The sequence below is a fragment of the Pseudomonas sp. MRSN 12121 genome, from assembly GCF_000931465.1.
GTDB lineage: Bacteria > Pseudomonadota > Gammaproteobacteria > Pseudomonadales > Pseudomonadaceae > Aquipseudomonas.
Map to the genome: position 1 here is coordinate 4,519,963 of NZ_CP010892.1, position 15,402 is coordinate 4,535,364.

14 protein-coding genes are annotated in these 15,402 nt (G+C 66.1%); 7 read left to right on the forward strand and 7 right to left on the reverse strand.

Annotation, left to right across the window (positions count from 1 at the left end; all coding sequences use genetic code 11):
• Nucleotides 1–43: 43 nt before the first annotated feature.
• Entirely contained in the window at nucleotides 44–1,369 is a 1,326-nt protein-coding gene (locus TO66_RS20540; protein WP_044463989.1) for an MFS transporter, read from the reverse strand.
• A 286-nt stretch (nucleotides 1,370–1,655) separates the two neighbouring features.
• On the opposite strand from TO66_RS20540, the gene TO66_RS20545 reads away from it, so the two are divergent.
• Nucleotides 1,656–2,537 carry a LysR family transcriptional regulator gene (locus TO66_RS20545; RefSeq protein WP_044463990.1) on the forward strand — a complete coding sequence of 294 codons (882 nt, stop codon included), beginning with the start codon at nucleotides 1,656–1,658 and terminating at the stop codon, nucleotides 2,535–2,537.
• 14 nt (nucleotides 2,538–2,551) lie between these two features.
• Here the strand turns inward: TO66_RS20545 and TO66_RS20550 are convergent, their stop codons facing one another.
• On the reverse strand, nucleotides 2,552–3,415 hold the full coding sequence (locus TO66_RS20550; RefSeq protein ID WP_044463991.1) for a LysR substrate-binding domain-containing protein: 864 nt from the start codon (nucleotides 3,413–3,415) through the stop codon (nucleotides 2,552–2,554).
• A 127-nt stretch (nucleotides 3,416–3,542) separates the two neighbouring features.
• Here TO66_RS20550 and TO66_RS20555 point away from each other — a divergent pair, with 127 nt between their 5' ends.
• The 3 genes from TO66_RS20555 to TO66_RS20565 all read left to right on the forward strand — a co-directional run bounded on the left by TO66_RS20555 (nucleotide 3,543) and on the right by TO66_RS20565 (nucleotide 6,339).
• Nucleotides 3,543–4,652, forward strand: coding sequence for a 2-aminoethylphosphonate--pyruvate transaminase (locus TO66_RS20555; protein ID WP_044463992.1), 1,110 nt, complete (start codon nucleotides 3,543–3,545; stop codon nucleotides 4,650–4,652).
• Nucleotides 4,653–4,786: 134 nt separating this feature from the next.
• Nucleotides 4,787–5,614, forward strand: coding sequence for a phosphonoacetaldehyde hydrolase (gene phnX / locus TO66_RS20560; RefSeq protein ID WP_044463993.1), 828 nt, complete (start codon nucleotides 4,787–4,789; stop codon nucleotides 5,612–5,614).
• A 176-nt stretch (nucleotides 5,615–5,790) separates the two neighbouring features.
• Complete coding sequence (locus TO66_RS20565; RefSeq protein ID WP_044466112.1) at nucleotides 5,791–6,339, forward strand: cytochrome b; 549 nt, start codon at nucleotides 5,791–5,793, stop codon at nucleotides 6,337–6,339.
• On the opposite strand, the gene TO66_RS20570 is transcribed toward TO66_RS20565, so the two are convergent.
• The gene (locus TO66_RS20570; RefSeq protein ID WP_044463994.1) at nucleotides 6,336–7,268 is read right to left on the reverse strand and encodes a 1-aminocyclopropane-1-carboxylate deaminase/D-cysteine desulfhydrase; all 933 of its coding nucleotides are present in this window, start codon (nucleotides 7,266–7,268) and stop codon (nucleotides 6,336–6,338) included. The genes TO66_RS20565 and TO66_RS20570 overlap by 4 nt on opposite strands.
• A 153-nt stretch (nucleotides 7,269–7,421) precedes the next feature.
• Nucleotides 7,422–9,461, reverse strand: a complete 2,040-nt coding sequence (locus TO66_RS20575; protein WP_044463995.1) for an NADPH-dependent 2,4-dienoyl-CoA reductase — start codon at nucleotides 9,459–9,461, stop codon at nucleotides 7,422–7,424.
• Between the two features lie 212 nt (nucleotides 9,462–9,673).
• Here TO66_RS20575 and TO66_RS20580 point away from each other — a divergent pair, with 212 nt between their 5' ends.
• Nucleotides 9,674–10,804, forward strand: a complete 1,131-nt coding sequence (locus tag TO66_RS20580; protein WP_044463996.1) for a carbon-nitrogen hydrolase family protein — start codon at nucleotides 9,674–9,676, stop codon at nucleotides 10,802–10,804.
• A gap of 19 nt (nucleotides 10,805–10,823) precedes the next feature.
• On the forward strand, nucleotides 10,824–11,846 hold the full coding sequence (locus tag TO66_RS20585; RefSeq protein ID WP_171820042.1) for an AraC family transcriptional regulator: 1,023 nt from the start codon (nucleotides 10,824–10,826) through the stop codon (nucleotides 11,844–11,846).
• An 18-nt stretch (nucleotides 11,847–11,864) separates the two neighbouring features.
• On the opposite strand, the gene TO66_RS33475 is transcribed toward TO66_RS20585, so the two are convergent.
• The 3 genes from TO66_RS33475 to TO66_RS20595 form a co-directional block, all read right to left on the reverse strand.
• Nucleotides 11,865–12,023, reverse strand: coding sequence for a hypothetical protein (locus TO66_RS33475; RefSeq protein ID WP_156162097.1), 159 nt, complete (start codon nucleotides 12,021–12,023; stop codon nucleotides 11,865–11,867).
• A 162-nt stretch (nucleotides 12,024–12,185) separates the two neighbouring features.
• Nucleotides 12,186–13,043 (reverse strand): DUF2242 domain-containing protein, encoded by an 858-nt coding sequence (locus TO66_RS20590; RefSeq protein WP_044463998.1) that lies wholly within the window; start codon nucleotides 13,041–13,043, stop codon nucleotides 12,186–12,188.
• Between the two features lie 90 nt (nucleotides 13,044–13,133).
• The gene (locus TO66_RS20595; protein WP_044463999.1) at nucleotides 13,134–14,033 is read right to left on the reverse strand and encodes a LysR family transcriptional regulator; all 900 of its coding nucleotides are present in this window, start codon (nucleotides 14,031–14,033) and stop codon (nucleotides 13,134–13,136) included.
• Nucleotides 14,034–14,158: 125 nt separating this feature from the next.
• On the opposite strand from TO66_RS20595, the gene TO66_RS20600 reads away from it, so the two are divergent.
• Nucleotides 14,159–15,364 (forward strand): MFS transporter, encoded by a 1,206-nt coding sequence (locus TO66_RS20600; protein WP_044464000.1) that lies wholly within the window; start codon nucleotides 14,159–14,161, stop codon nucleotides 15,362–15,364.
• Nucleotides 15,365–15,402 lie beyond the last annotated feature (38 nt).

A 15,402-nucleotide genomic window follows, 5' to 3' on the forward strand; every position in this document is an offset into this window, starting at 1 on the left:
CGCAACGACGGCGGGTGGGCGGCGCGGTGGGTAAAGGCGAGGTTCAGCCGCGCAGCGGCTTGATGCTCAGGGGGCGGTTGGGGACGAAGGCGCAGTGGGGCTTGAGGCCGACCGGGCGGCTGTTCCAATGCGGGATCAGCACCAGCGCCGAGAACAACGCGCAACCGGCGAAGACCAGGAACACCGTGACGGTGTCGAAGTAGCCCGGCAGCAGGCCACCGAGAATCGCCCCGACCGAGCCGCAGCCATTGACGAAACCGGCAGCGGTGGCACCGGCCCTGGCCGTGCCGAAGTCGATGGCCGCCGCGCCGCTGATCATCGAGTCCGGCCCGTACAGGGTCAGGCCCATGACAAACAGCAGGACCACCACCAGCGCCACGCTGCCGGTGTGCAGCGCGCCCATGAACAGCGCCAGGGCCAGGGTCAGCGCCAGCAGGCTGAGCACGCAGGCCGGCATGCGCCGGGCGCCGAACAGCTTGTCCGACGCCAGGCCGATCATGATCGGCCCCAGCAGCCCGGCCAGCTCGAACGCGGTGGGCACGATGGCCGCGCCGACCTTGCCCACCGAAGGCATCTGTTCGTAGACGATCACCGGGCCCCAGAGCAGGATCGCGTAGCGCGCCGGTTTCAACAGGAAATAGGCGAACCCCAGGGTCAGCACCGTGCGGTTGCGCAGGATCTCGCGCAGGGGCGCCCAGACGCTGAGCCGGCCGTGCGCCGCCGCATGTTCGGCGCTTGGCTCGGGTTCCGGGTCCACCGCTGGCAGGCCCACGTCCTGGGGTTTGTCGCGCTGCAGGAAGAAGAACAGCACCGCCACCAGGCCGACCACCGCGGCACTGGAAACAAAGGCCGCGTGCCAGCTGCCGATCGCCGTGTAGGCCCACCAGCCGGCAAAGGGCGAGGCCACCAGGCCGCCGAAGGCATAGCAGGAACTCCACAGCCCCAGCACCCGGCCACGCTGTTCGGCGGCAAAGAAACTGCCGATGTTCTTGCACAGCCCCGACCAGCCAGTGGATTGCGCCAGCCCCTGGACCAGCATGCAGGTGGCGAAGATCGGCAGCGTGGCGAAACTGCCCATCAACAGGGCCGCGGCGGCGGAAATCAGCAGGCCGCCGAGCACCACCACCCGCGGGCCGAAGCGGTCGGCGAGCATGCCCCAGGTGAACTGGCCGACCGCATAGGCCGCCAGGTAGATAGCGTCGAGGTTGGCCATGGCCATCTTGTCCAGATGGAAGGCGGGGTCGTCGGCGATCCCCAGCTTGGCCACGGAAAAAGCTTTGCGAGTGAAGTAGAAAGCGGCGTAGGCGAGCCAGGTGATGGCGAAAATCTGCACGCGCCAACGTTTAATGGTGCTGATCTGCTTGTTCATTGTTCTGACCTCAGGGTGTGAGTGTGCCGGCAGAATTGGGGGAAAACGCCTGGATTTTTTTATTGTTGAGCACGGCGGCACCGCCCTTTTTCGGGGGCGATACCGGTCAGATGAGGCTGGTGGGCGCCGCTGTTCGCGGAGAGTCACGGCACACGCACAGGCTCAGGGCCGGCGGGTGGTCGAACGGCCCGTCAGCGGCTTGCGGCGATGGAAACAAGTGCGGACTAATAAGTGAAATCGATTTATCGTATTTCAAATATAAGTCCAGCTTGTCAGAGGTTCGGCGATGTCGGTTTCCCATGCACAGCTCAAGGCCTTCCATGCCGTGGCCCAGCACGGCAGCTTCACCCGTGCCGCCGAACGGCTGTACCTCACCCAGCCGGCGATCTCCGACCAGGTGCGCAAACTCGAGGAGCGCTTCGGCGTGCAGTTGTTCCATCGCAACAAGCGCTCGGTGCGCCTGACCGACCTGGGCGAACGCCTGCTGGCCATTACCCAGCGCCTGTTCGTAGTCGAGGCCGAGGCCCAGGAACTGCTGCAGGCCTCCCGGGCGCTACAGACCGGCAGCCTGGTCCTTGCCGTGGATGCACCGGTGCATGTGCTGCCGCAGGTTGCACGTTTCTGCGAGCGCTACCCCGGCATCAGCGTGAAGATCGAGACCGGCAATACCGACGAATCGCTGCTGCGCCTGTTCAACTACCAGGCCGACCTGGCCCTGCTCGGGCGCGAGGTCAACGACGAACGCCTGCTCTGCCTGCCCCTGCGCAACGATCCGATGGTGGCTTTCGTTTCCCGCCACCATCCGTGGGCGGGACGCGAATCGATCTGCCTCGGGGACCTGGACGACACGCCGCTGGTGCTGCGCGAAGTCGGCTCGGTGACCCGGCAGACCCTGGAAGAAGAAATGGCCCGGGCCGGCTTGCGCATCCGCCCGGCGATCCAGGTCGAGGGGCGCGAGGCGGCCCGCGAAGCGGTGGTGGTGGGGATTGGCGTGGGGGTGGTGTCGGCCGCCGAGTTCGGCGCCGATGCACGGGTCTGCGCCCTGCCGATCCTCGACTGCGAACGACGCCTGACGGAAACCCTGGTGTGCCTGCGCGAGCAGAGTTCGCGGCGGGTGGTGGCGAGCTTTCTGGAGATGGTCCGCGAGAGCCTGGACGTACCCGGCTAGCCCCCCGCCGGGCTCTACCCGCCCGGCGCCAGCCCCATGAACGCCTGGATCAGGCGCAGCTCGCGGCGCCGCTCCAGGCAGCCGATCAGGTGGCGGTTCAGCAGCCCTGCGCCGATGATCGGCACCGCCCGCACCCGCGGGTCGGGGCTCAGTTCCAGGGACGACACCACACCGACCCCCAGCTGCGCCGCCACCGCCTCGGTCACCGCTTCGCGGCTGTCCAGTTCCAGCAGCACCTTGGGCGTCACCGCGGCCTGGGCGCAGGCGCGGTCGAAGGTGCGGCGGGTGATCGAACCGGGCTCGCGCAGGACCATGATCACCTGGTCCAGTTGCTCCAGCCTCAGCCCCTCGGGCTCGGCCGCCCACGGATGGCCGTCCGGCACCAGGGCGCAGATCCGCGACTCGCCGAGGCTTTGCAGGTGCAGGCCCTTGCGCGGCTCGACTTCGGTCAGCACCGCCACGTCGGCGTGCTCCGAGAGCAGGGCCGCCAGGGTTTCCTGGGCATTGCCTAGGCGCAGGTTGACGGTGACTCCCGGATAGCGCGCCCGCAGGCTGGCCAGCATCGGCATGACCATGTGCGGGCCATCCGCCGCCACTTCCAGGCGTCCGGTGAGCAACTGCCGGTTGGCTTCGAGCATCGCCTGGGCCTCTTCGGCCAGGCCGAACATGGCGCGGGTGATCGCCGCCAGCTTGGTGCCCTCCTCGGTCAGCTCGACCCGGCGCGCGGTGCGGCGCAGCAAGGTGATCTGGTAATGCTCCTCCAGGGCCTTGATGTGCCCGGTGACCGCCGGCTGGCTGATGAACAGCCGCGCGGCGGCCCGGGTGAAGCTGCCTTCACGGGCCACGGCATCGAATGCGCGCAGTTGGAACAGGTTCATATCTATCGGCCTCACTTATGGCAGGCATAACAACAAACAATTTGATTGATAACAAGCCAAACTGCAATTTAGGTCCCGTAGTTTTCACCCACAGCGCATCCCATAGCGCTTCTGCGAGGACACCTGAATGAGTACCGCCGCGCCTATCCTGCTCACTCCCGGCCCCCTGACCACCTCGGCCCGTACCCGCCAGGCGATGATGGTGGACTGGGGTTCATGGGATGACCGCTTCAACCAATTGACCGCCAGCCTCTGCGAGCGCCTGCTGGCCATCGTCGACGGCGCCGCCAGCCACCACTGCGTGCCCCTGCAAGGCAGCGGCACCTTCGCCGTGGAAGCCGCCATCGGCACCCTGGTGCCCCGCGACGGCAAGGTGCTGGTGCTGATCAACGGTGCCTACGGCAAGCGCCTGGCGAAAATCTGCGAAGTCCTGGGGCGCGACTTCAGCACCTTCGAAACCGCCGAAGACCAGCCGACCACTGCGGCCGACGTCGACCGCCTGCTGCGGGCCGATGCCGCCATTACCCACGTAGCGCTGATCCACTGCGAAACCAGCACCGGGATCCTCAACCCGCTGGCGGACATCGCCCAGGTGATCGCCGGCCATGGCAAGCGCCTGATCATCGACGCCATGAGCTCCTTCGGCGCACTGCCGATCGACGCCCGAACCCTCCCCTTCGACGCGCTGATCGCCGCGTCCGGCAAATGCCTGGAAGGCGTGCCCGGCATGGGTTTCGTCTTCGCCCGCAAGGAGACCCTGGCCGCGGCCGCCGGCAACAGCCACTCGCTGGCCATGGACCTGCACGACCAGCACGCCTACATGGCCAGGACCGGGCAATGGCGCTTCACCCCGCCCACGCACGTGGTCGCGGCGCTGCATGAAGCCCTGCTGCAATACCACGAGGAAGGCGGCCTGGCGGCGCGCCACCAGCGCTATGCCGACAACTGCCGGGCCCTGCTCGACGGCATGACGCAACTGGGCCTGCGCAGCTTCCTGCCGGCGCAGATCCAGGCGCCGATCATCGTCACCTTCCACGCCCCGAGAGACCCGCGCTATCAGTTCAAGGAATTCTACGAGCGGGTCAAGGCCAAGGGTTTCATTCTCTACCCCGGCAAGCTGACCCAGGTCGAGACCTTCCGCGTCGGCTGCATCGGCCACGTCGACCAGGACGGCATGCGCGCCGCGGTCCAGGCCATCGCCGAAGTGCTGCAAGAAATGGAAGTGCTCGACATCTAACCCCACACAACCTGTAGGAGCGAGCGGGCGGCGATCCGACTTGCCCGCGATCGCAGGCACTGCGTTCCTTCAGGTCAACCCCGTCATCGTTCATCGCGGGCACGCCTCGCTCCTACATACACAGGCATCGACACATGAACTACAACACCCCCAACCAGCTGCAAGCCGCCATCCTCGACTGGGCCGGCACCGTGGTCGATTTCGGCTCCTTCGCTCCGACCCAGATTTTCGTCGAGGCCTTCGCCGAGTTCGACGTCCGGGTGTCCATCGAAGAAGCCCGCGGCCCGATGGGCATGGGCAAATGGGACCATATCCGTACCCTGTGCAACCTGCCGGAAGTCGCCGAGCGTTATCGCCAGGTGTTCGGCCGCACCCCGACCGACGCTGACGTCACCGCCATCTACCAGCGCTTCATGCCGCTGCAGATCGAGAAGATCGCCGAACACTCCGCGCTGATCCCCGGCGCCCTGGACACCATCGCCAACCTGCGCCGCCAAGGCATCAGGATCGGCTCCTGCTCCGGCTATCCCAAGCAAGTCATGGACAAGGTGGTGGAGCTGGCGGCGAGCAACGGCTACGTCGCCGACCATGTGGTGGCCACCGATGAAGTGCCCAACGGCCGCCCGTGGCCGGCCCAGGCCCTGGCCAACGTGATCGCCCTGGGGATCGACGATGTCGCCGCCTGCGTGAAGATCGACGACACCGTGCCGGGCATTCTCGAAGGCCGGCGCGCCGGCATGTGGACCGTGGCGCTGCTCTGCTCCGGCAACGCCCTGGGCCTGACCTACGAGGCCTACCGCGCCCTGGGCAGCGATACCCTGGCCAGCGAACGCCAGCGCATCCAGGCGCTGTTCGAAGGGTCGCGCCCGCACTACATGATCGACACCATCACCGACCTGCCGCAGGTCATCGCCGACATCAACAAGCGCCTGGCCAACGGCGAAATGCCGCAAAGCAGCTGACCGCGAGGGTTCGCCAGGCACAAAACGGCAGCACCGATCCGGTGCTGTCGTTTTTTTTACCGGCACCGCCGCAAACCGCGCATTTGCCCCGCGCAGAGCCTCGGAAACAGGATTACAGTTACAGCACTCCGCCGCTTAGAACGGAGACTACTGACCTGATGAACGAGGAAGGCGCTATGCCCTGGAAGAACTCCGACAGCCGTTACAGCACGGTGTCGATTGCATTGCATTGGCTGATGCTGGTGTTGTTGATCGCGGTGTACGCCTGCATCGAATTACGCGGGATCTTTCCCAAGGGCAGTGGGGGTCGGACGCTGATCAAGGAAGCGCATTTCATGCTCGGCCTGACAGTGTTCGTGCTGGTCTGGCTGCGGCTGTTCGCCCGTAGCCTGGGGGTAGCGCCGAAGATCCTGCCGGCCCCGCCGACCTGGCAGCAGGTGCTGGCCAAGTTGATGCATTGGGCCCTGTACCTGTTCATGATCGCGATGCCGATCCTCGGCTGGCTGATCACCAGCGCAGAAGGCCACCAAGTGATGTTCTACGGCATCGACCTGCCGCTGCTGGTGGCCGAGAACAAGCCTTTGGCCAAGCAGGTCGAAGGCTGGCACGTGCTGCTGGGCACCATCGGCTATTGGCTGATCGGGCTGCACGCGGGGGCCGGCCTCTATCACCACTACTTCGTGCGCGACAACACCCTGCAACGCATGCTGCCCAAGCGCGGCTAAGCGCGCCCCGGCAGGGCAAAACCCCGGCGGCCCTGCAACCCGCCGGTGTGCACGAAGATCAACCGGCTGCCGGCGGCGAAACGCCCGGCCTCCACCTGTTGCTGCAAGGCCAGCAAGGCCTTGCCGGTGTACAGCGGCTCCAGGGGGAGGCCGCTGTGCCGTTCGGTCTCATCGATAAACGCCAGCAGCGCCGGATCGACCTTGGCGAAGCCGCCGCGACTGCTGTCCAGCAGTTCATAACCCGCAGCCTGCCTCCCCGCCTCCTGCACAATCGCCGTCACCCGTCGGGCCACGCCGTGATCGTCCGGCACCGCCAGGGCGCCATACACCGGATGGCCGCCAGCCTCCGCCAGCACCAGCCCGGCCAGGGTGGTGCCGGTACCGGCGGCCAGCCACCAGGCTTGATAATCCTCCCAGCCCAGCGCGCTCAACTGGCCGCGGACCTGGCTCACCAGCGGCATGCAACCGCTGGCGCCGAGCAAGCCGCCACCGCCCTCCGCCACCGGCAACAGCTCGGGGTATTGCGCCTGCCAGGGCTGCCAGAACCCGGGTTCGTGTCGAGCGCGGTAGCCGGCGTAACCGAGCCAGTGCAGAGCCATGCCGAAGCCTTGCAGGTCGCGCACGGTGGGCGTGTCCTGCGGGTGGCCGCGCAGCAGGCCCACAGTGGCAAAGCCAAAGCGCTGGCCGGCGGCCGCCAGCGCATGCAGGTGATTGGAATGCGCGCCGCCCAGGCTGATCAGGCCACGAGCGCCGGTTTCCCGAGCCCGTGCCAGATGCGGGGCGAGCTTGAACCATTTGTTGCCGCTGATCAGTGGATCGATCAGGTCCAGGCGCAGCACCGCCACCTCGACGCCGGCACGGGACAGCCAGTCGAGGACCAGGGGTTGCAGGGGTGCGTTCGGCAGGTTGGGGAAAGGGCCGAGACTCATAAAGCAAGACGGTGATGCATGGCGGGCGGGTTCTGGGTGGCGAAGGTGGGGAGTCTATCAGCCTGGAGGGCCCTATCGCGGGCAAGTCGGAACAGTCACAAAAAAGCCACCGGGACCCTGCACAGAGTCGCGGTGGCTGTCGTTACCGGCGAATCAGAGTTCGGCGGCCAGGCGCGAGCCCTGGTTGATCGCACGCTTGGCGTCCAGCTCGGCGGCCACGTCGGCGCCGCCGATCAGGTGCACGTTCTGCCCGGCGGCCAGCAGGCCTTCATGCAATTCGCGCAGCGGGTCCTGGCCGGCGCAGATCACCACGTTGTCCACTGGCAGCACCTGTGGCTCGCCGCTCTCGCCGATACGGATATGCAGGCCCGCGTCGTCGATCTTCAGGTACTCGACACTGTTGAGCATCTGCACCTGCTTGTTCTTCAAGCCGGTGCGATGGATCCAGCCGGTGGTCTTGCCCAGGCCGTCGCCGACCTTGGAAGTCTTGCGCTGTAGCAGGAAGACCTGGCGCGCCGGGGCATGCGGCTCGGGCTTGATGCCGGCCACCCCGCCACGGGCCTCCAGGTGCGTATCGATGCCCCATTCCTTCCAGAACGCTTCGCGGTCCTGGCTGGTGGCCACGCCCTGGTGCACGAGGAACTCGGAGACGTCGAAGCCGATACCGCCGGCGCCGATCACTGCCACGCTCCGGCCCACCGGCTTGCGCTGCAGCAACACGTCCAGGTAGCTCAGTACCTTGGCGTGGTCGACACCCGGAATCGCCGGCGTGCGCGGCGCGATACCGGTGGCCAGGATGATTTCGTCATAACCGCCCGCCACCAGTTGCGCGACATCGACCCGCTGGTTGAGGCACAGCTCGACGTGGGTGGTCTGCAGCTTGCGCTTGAAGTAGCGCAGGGTTTCATAGAACTCTTCCTTACCCGGCACCCGCTTGGCGACATTGAACTGGCCGCCGATTTCGCTGGCCGAATCGAACAGCGTCACCTGGTGGCCGCGTTCGGCCGCCACGGTCGCCGCCGACAACCCGGCAGGGCCGGCGCCGACCACGGCAATCTTCTTGATCTGCTGCACCGGCAGGTAGTTGAGTTCGGTCTCATGGCAGGCCCGCGGGTTGACCAGGCAACTGGTGAGCTTGCCGCCGAAGGTGTGGTCCAGGCACGCCTGGTTGCAACCGATGCAGGTATTGATTTCATCGCCACGCCCGGCGGCCGCCTTGTTGACGAACTCCGGGTCGGCGAGGAATGGCCGCGCCATGGACACCATGTCGGCGTCGCCTTCGGCGAGGATCTGCTCGGCCACTTCCGGGGTGTTGATGCGGTTGGTGGTGATCAGCGGGATCGATACCGAACCGCGCAACTTGGCCGTGACCTTGCTGAAAGCGGCGCGCGGCACCTTGGTGGCGATGGTCGGGATCCGCGCTTCGTGCCAGCCGATGCCGGTGTTGATAATGGTCGCGCCAGCCTGCTCGATGGCCTTGGCCAGTTGCACGATTTCTTCCCAGGTGCTGCCGCCCTCCACCAGGTCGAGCATTGACAGGCGGAAGATGATGATGAAGTTCGGGCCCACCGCCTCGCGCACCCGGCGGACGATTTCCACCGGCAGGCGCATGCGGTTCTCGTAGCTGCCGCCCCAACGGTCGGTACGGTGGTTGGTGTGCGCGGCGAGGAACTGGTTGATGAAGTAGCCTTCGGAGCCCATGATCTCGACGCCGTCGTATTCGGCCTGCTGCGCCAGGGTGGAGCAGGTGACGAAATCGCGGATCTGTTTCTCGATGCCTTCCTCGTCCAGTTCCTTGGGCTTGAACGGGTTGATCGGCGCCTGGATGGCGCTCGGCGCCACCTGTTTCGGGCTGTAGGCGTACCGCCCGGCATGCAGGATCTGCATGCAGATCTTGCCGCCGGCCTCATGCACCGCCCGGGTAACGATACGGTGCTTGAGCGCCTCCTCCTCGGTGGTCAGCTTGGCCGCGCCGGAATACACCCCGCCTTCGTCGTTGGGGCCGATGCCACCCGTCACCATCAGCCCCACGCCGCCACGGGCGCGCTCGGCGAAGTAGGCCGCCATGCGCTCGAAACCGCCGGGCTTTTCTTCCAGGCCGGTGTGCATCGAGCCCATCAGGGTGCGGTTGCGCAGGGTGGTAAAGCCCAGGTCCAGCGGGGCCAGCAAATGCGGGTAGTGAGCGGCGGCCATCGGTAACTCCACATCGAAACGATCACGGAAAGAATGCGGAAGCTCTGCGGCCTCCGTCGGTCATGCTCGACAGACTAAGAGCAGCCCCCCAGGCGCTCAATGACCGTAACTGACAACTTATTGATCCAAATGCGCAGCCCGCCCTTGGCAACCGAGAACATGCGCCCTACCCTAGTCAGCGAATCCCGCACACGGCTGCCGACTGCTTTCCCATGCGCACACTTCTGTATTTCACCTTCTCCCTGGCGCTGATCGCCGCACTGACCAGCTATACGCTATGGACCCGCGAGCGGCCGATCGGGCACTACCTGTCCGACCTGCGCATCCAGCTGGCGGTGGACCAGGGCACCCCCGCCGACAACGGCAACCTGCTGGGCATCCAGCCGGAACTGTTCCCCACCGACTACCAGAGCCCCGAGCGTCTGCACCGCAAGCTCGCCGCCTACCTGCAACAGGCCCGCGACCAGGGGCTGCTGAACGACAAGACCGTGGTCGTGCTGCCGGAACACATCGGCACCTGGCTGATGCTCAGCGGCGAGAAAAACGAGCTGTACCAGGCCGCCAGCCTGAAGGAAGCGATGAACTGGCTGGCGGTGAGCAACCCCCTGCCCTTCCTGCGCGCCCTGATCACTGCCAAGGGCGACAGTCGCCTGGACGACGCCCATCTGCGGATGAAGGCCCCGAGCATGGCCGAGCAGTACCAGCGCCTATTCGGCGGCCTGGCCAAGGAATTCCGCATCACCCTGGTGGCCGGTTCCATCGTCCTGCCGGAACCGGTGATCGAAGGCAGCAACCTGCAGATCGGCAGTGGCGCGCTGTACAACACCACCCTGGTGTTCGGTCGCGATGGCCTGCCGCTTGGCCAGCCCCAGCGCCAGCTGTACCCGAGCTTCGACGAACGCGGTTTCATCAAGGCCAGCGCCGACCAGGCGGTCCAGGTCGTCGACACCCCCGCCGGCCGCCTGGGCGTGCTGATCGGCAGCGACAGCTGGTACCCGGACAACTACCGCAAGCTCGATGCCCAGGGCGCCCAGTTGGTGGCGGTGCCGGCCTTCGTCCTGGGCCGCGGCGCCTGGGAGCGGCCATGGCGCGGCTACAAGAACCTCGCGACGCCGAGCGAGGTCAGCCTCAAGCCCGAAGAAGTCAGCGAAGGCGAAGCCTGGCGCCGCCTGACCCTGACCAGCCGGGCGCCCAGCAGCCTGGCCAGCGCCGGTGTCAGCGTGTTCCTGCGCGGCCAGTTCTGGGATCAGGGCAGCGCCGGGCAAAGCTTCATCAACGCCAGGGGCGAGAACTTCGCCGATGGCGACGCCCGCGGCGCACGCTTGCTGAATATCTGGTTGTAAGCCCGTGAAGCCCCAACCGATGCGCCTCGGAGACCTGTCGGTCGGCTTCGTCCATAGCCTGGCCGATGCCGTACGCGGCCATGGCATCGACCCGCAACCGCTGCTGGAGCAATACGGCCTGGACACCGCGCGCCTGGCCGAGGCCGGTGCACGACTGTCGATCCCGCGCTACATGCGCCTGGGCCACGCGGCGATCCAGCTGACCGGCGACCCGGCCCTGGGCTTGCGCATGGGCCAGCTCAGCCGCCTGAGCCAGGCCGGCCTGGCGGGTGTCACCGCGGCCCAGGCCCCCACCGTGCGCGAGGCGGCTCGCTGCCTGACCCGCTTCGAGGCCTTGTATGGCTCGAACTACCGCGGCCAGTCGAGCTTCCACGAAGATGCCGATGGCGCCTGGCTGCGCTTCTACTCCATCAGCCCCTACAACGCGTACAACCGCTTCGTGGTGGATTCGATCCTCGCCGGTTGGCTGCAGCAACTGGGCAGCCTTGGCGCGCCGGTCAGGGCCGAACGCATCGAGATCGAGTTTGCCCAGACCGATTACCGCGAGCGCTACGACGTCCTGGGGGATTGCCCGATCCAGTTCGGCGCCGAGCACAATCAGTTGCGCCTGGGCCAGGCCACCCTCGCCCAGCGCAATGCCGGGCACTGCCCCAGCACCTGGCAACAACTGCTCAAACTGTGCGAACGGGAACTGGAGCAACTGACCCGCACCCGCAGCCTGCGCGAACGCATCACGCAGTTGCTGGGGCCGTTGCTCAGTGGTGGCCGGGAGCCCGACCTGGAGGAAGTGGCGGCACGCCTGAAGCTGCCGACCTGGACGCTACGCCGCAAACTCGCCGAGGAAGGCACGCAGTTTCGCGCCATTCTCAACGACACCCGGCGCGATCTGGCCATGACCTACATTCGCGATACCGAACTGGCCTTCGGGGAAATTGCCTACCTGTTGGGCTTTGCCTCGGCCGAGGCCTTTCAACGGGCCTTCAAGCGCTGGAGCGGCCAGACACCGGGCGAGTTTCGCCGCAGCCACCGCCAGTCCGCCTGAAAAAAAAAGCCACCGGCGTTACAGCTCGGTGGCGTCTTCTGCGGGTTCCAGCGGGTCCAGTTCGAAAGCCTGGAATTCCAGCAGTTCTTCTTGGTAATCGTCCATGGCGGACTCCTTGTTGCAGAGAGGTGAATAACCTTGCTCGGTGATTTTCCTACTGACCTTGGCTAGCAGCATAAAGTGCCGGTATGACAGAAAAAATACCTCGCACCCGCCTTCGCCCTGCAAAAGAAACGTAATCGCCAGCGACCGATTTACCCGGGTCGGACCATTGCCCGCATCAGGGATGCGGCAATCGCGGGAACGCCCTGTCCGGGTCGGCCCCGCGAGGCCGGAGTTTTACTGCGGCAGCGCCGGAATCGGCTCTGTGGGTGGCGGCAGGGTGCTGGCGGGAGGCGGCGTGACGGTTTCGACGGACGGGGCCGGAGTCGGTTCCACGGGACCGCTCGGCGCAATCGGGGCGGCTTCGGCAGGCGCGGCCTGGGGTTGCGAGAAGTTCGACTCAGGCGGCGCGCTCGGAGCCGCGGGCGCTGCCGGCTCGGCTGCCGGGGCTGCCGGCGCCGGCTGCGGGCTCGCTGGGGCCACCGGGGCCGCCGCAGGTTCTACGGGCTTGGCCTCGGGCACGCCCAGATCGGTCTTGGGCTTCTCGATGATATGCGCGGCCTTTTTCGCTTCCTGCGGCAGGAACAGCTCCACCAGGGCGAAATAACGTTCGTAGAACTTCGCCGAGGAAACCGTCTCGCTGGCGACCTTGACCATGGAATCGTCGGTCGAGCCGATCGGCATCGACACCGAGCCCAGCACGCCCACCCCGAGGCTCGCCGAGTTGTTGACCTTCTTCAGCGCATAACGGTCCTGCAGGGCATTGGCGAACACCGTGGAATGGCGATCGCCGCTGCCGTCCTGGGCACAGACCACACTGAAGCTGATCTCCAGGTGGGTCTCGCCTGTCTGCTGGAAGCTCTTGTGCCCGTTGACCAGCTTCGGATCGCTGCTGGTGATGATGTAGCCCTGGCTGAGCAAGGCACGGCGGGCCGCCTCGCAGGAAGCTGTGTCACTCACCGGGTAATTGCGCGAAAAGGTGCCGGAATCATCGAAGTGTTCATGCTCGTAAATGGCCGTCTTCTGCGACGAGCAACCGGCAACGGCGGCCAACAGCATCAACCCGGCAGTGCGCAGGTGAAATGGTCTAAACATCGAAAATCCTGAGGGAAACGTCCGGGGCGTATTGTGCAACAGTTCAAGGTCGCAGGGCGCGCGGATTAGTGTCTTAAAATTAATACAAGTCTACTGACCCTGGTTTGCCGGAAAAAGTCGCTCGCACAGATGATCGATGAACACGCGCAGCTTGGCGGCGGCGTGGCGGCTGGACGGCCAGAGCACCCAGAACACCCCGCTGTGCTCCAGATGCGTATCGAGCACGCGCTGCAATTCGCCCCGCGCGACCGCCTCGCTCACCATGAAATCGGGCAGGCAGGCGATGCCCTGGTCGCGGCGTACCACATACTCCAGGGCCTCGATGGAGGTGCTGACCAGGCGCGTCGGCAGCAGCGGTTCCGGGACATCGAGCGATCGCCGCAACGGCCAGGGCTCGAGCTTGCCGGTGGCATGGAAGGTATGCCGCAAACAGTCGTGGTTCGCCAGGTCCGCGGGAGTCTGCGGCACGCCGCGCTCGCGAAAGTAGGCCGGCGTACCGACCAGCACCAGGCGAAACTGCCCCAGCTGACGGGCCATCAGCCGCGAATCCTTGGGGTTGCCGGTGCGCACCACGGCGTCGAAACCCTCCTCCACCACGTCCACCATGCGGTCCGTCAGGTCGATGTCCAGTTCGATCTGCGGATAGCGCTGCATGAAGGCCACCAGGACCGGCATCACCAGGCCATGCACCTGCGGCAGGCTGATCCGCAATTTGCCCCGGGGCGCACTGGCCGACTTGCACAGGTCGAACTCGGCCGCCTCGACCTCGGCGAGGATGCGCCGGCAGCGCTCGAGAAAACCCGCCCCCTCGGCAGTCAGCGTGACGCTACGGGTGCTGCGATGGAACAACCGGGTCTCCAGGCGCTCTTCCAGCCGCGCGATACTCTTGCCCACGGCCGACGACGAGACCCCGAGCAGCCGCCCCGCTTCGGTGAAACTGCGGGTCTCGGCCACCTGGACGAATACCGAGATACTGCTCAACCAGTCCATCGCGCACCTCAGGATTGCGGACATGGACGTCCGATAAGTTCGGAACCTTAGCCTATTTTTCTCTGCCCCACAGCGCCCTAGGCTCAGCCCTTCCCGGAACCTGAATCTGTAGCGAGCCTGACACCATGAGCGAACCCCTTTGCGCCGCCGACCTGCTGGACATCGAATCCCGGCGAAACCACCGACTGCCATTGAGCGGCCTGCTGGCCCTGGCGACCGCCGGCTTCATCACCATTCTCACCGAGGCAATGCCCGCGGGCCTGCTGCCGCAGATGAGCCAGGACCTGAGGGTGTCGCCCGCGCTGATCGGCCAGTTGGTCACCCTGTACGCCATCGGTTCGCTGCTGGCGGCGATCCCCCTGGTGATCCTTACCCAAGGCTGGCGCCGCCGGCCTTTGCTGATGGTCGCCATAGGCGGCTTTGCCGTGGTCAACAGCGTCACCGCGCTCTCCACGAGCTACAGCCTGATCCTGGTCGCCCGCCTGTTCGCCGGGGTGTTTGCCGGCCTGCTCTGGGCCCTGGTAGCGGGTTATGCGAGCCGGATGGTCGCGCCGCACCTGCAAGGCCGCGCCATTGCCGTAGCGATGCTCGGCGCCCCGCTGGCGCTGTCCCTGGGCGTTCCCGCCGGTACGCTGCTGGGCACCCTGCTGGGTTGGCGCGCGAGCTTTGCCTTGATGACCCTGCTGACGCTGGTGCTACTGGCCTGGGTGCGCTGGCAAGTGCCGGACTTTCCCGGCCAGCGCGCCGACAAGCGCCTGCCCCTCCGAGGCGTGTTCGCGTTGCCCGGGGTCAAGCCGGTACTGTTCGTGACCTTCGCCTATGTCCTGGGCCACAACATCCTCTACACCTACATCGCGCCGTTTCTGGAACCGGCCGGCATCGCCGGGCAAATCGAGCGGGTCCTGCTGGCGTTCGGCTTGAGTGCACTGGTAAGTATCTGGGTCGTCGGCCTGTTGATCGATCGCTGGCTGCGACAGCTGGTCCTGATCAGTTGCGTCCTGTTCGGTCTTTCGGCGCTGCTCCTGGCCTTCCGGGCCGAGACACCGCTAGCGGTCTATGCCTCGATCGCACTCTGGGGATTATCGTTCGGCGGCCTGGCCACCCTGTTGCAGACCGCACTGGCCAAGGCGGCCGGCAGTGCCGCCGATGCGGCACAGTCGATGCTGGTGACGGCATGGAACCTGGCAATCGCCGGCGGCGGGCTGGTGGGTGGCGTGCTGTTGGAAGGCCCGGGCGTGCTGTCGTTTCCCTGGGTGATCATCGGCCTGCTGCTGGTTTGCCTGCTGGTGACGATCAAGGCCCGACGGCATGGCTTTGCCGCCATCGGCTGAAAACAAAAACCCCGGCGCATGGCCGGGGTCTGTGTTTG

What these genes read in the sequence shown, in the direction of transcription:
- phnX (WP_044463993.1), top strand. Translation starts at nt 4,787, where the DNA reads ATGAACTACAACACCCCCAACCAGCTGCAAGCCGCCATCCTCGACTGG.
- TO66_RS33475 (WP_156162097.1), bottom strand. Translation starts at nt 12,023, where the DNA reads ATGCTGCTAGCCAAGGTCAGTAGGAAAATCACCGAGCAAGGTTATTCA.
- TO66_RS20545 (WP_044463990.1), top strand. Translation starts at nt 1,656, where the DNA reads ATGTCGGTTTCCCATGCACAGCTCAAGGCCTTCCATGCCGTGGCCCAG.
- TO66_RS20580 (WP_044463996.1), top strand. Translation starts at nt 9,674, where the DNA reads ATGCGCACACTTCTGTATTTCACCTTCTCCCTGGCGCTGATCGCCGCA.
- TO66_RS20570 (WP_044463994.1), bottom strand. Translation starts at nt 7,268, where the DNA reads ATGAGTCTCGGCCCTTTCCCCAACCTGCCGAACGCACCCCTGCAACCC.
- TO66_RS20575 (WP_044463995.1), bottom strand. Translation starts at nt 9,461, where the DNA reads ATGGCCGCCGCTCACTACCCGCATTTGCTGGCCCCGCTGGACCTGGGC.
- TO66_RS20540 (WP_044463989.1), bottom strand. Translation starts at nt 1,369, where the DNA reads ATGAACAAGCAGATCAGCACCATTAAACGTTGGCGCGTGCAGATTTTC.
- TO66_RS20565 (WP_044466112.1), top strand. Translation starts at nt 5,791, where the DNA reads ATGCCCTGGAAGAACTCCGACAGCCGTTACAGCACGGTGTCGATTGCA.
- TO66_RS20590 (WP_044463998.1), bottom strand. Translation starts at nt 13,043, where the DNA reads ATGTTTAGACCATTTCACCTGCGCACTGCCGGGTTGATGCTGTTGGCC.
- TO66_RS20555 (WP_044463992.1), top strand. Translation starts at nt 3,543, where the DNA reads ATGAGTACCGCCGCGCCTATCCTGCTCACTCCCGGCCCCCTGACCACC.
- TO66_RS20550 (WP_044463991.1), bottom strand. Translation starts at nt 3,415, where the DNA reads ATGAACCTGTTCCAACTGCGCGCATTCGATGCCGTGGCCCGTGAAGGC.
- TO66_RS20595 (WP_044463999.1), bottom strand. Translation starts at nt 14,033, where the DNA reads ATGGACTGGTTGAGCAGTATCTCGGTATTCGTCCAGGTGGCCGAGACC.
- TO66_RS20585 (WP_171820042.1), top strand. Translation starts at nt 10,824, where the DNA reads ATGCGCCTCGGAGACCTGTCGGTCGGCTTCGTCCATAGCCTGGCCGAT.
- TO66_RS20600 (WP_044464000.1), top strand. Translation starts at nt 14,159, where the DNA reads ATGAGCGAACCCCTTTGCGCCGCCGACCTGCTGGACATCGAATCCCGG.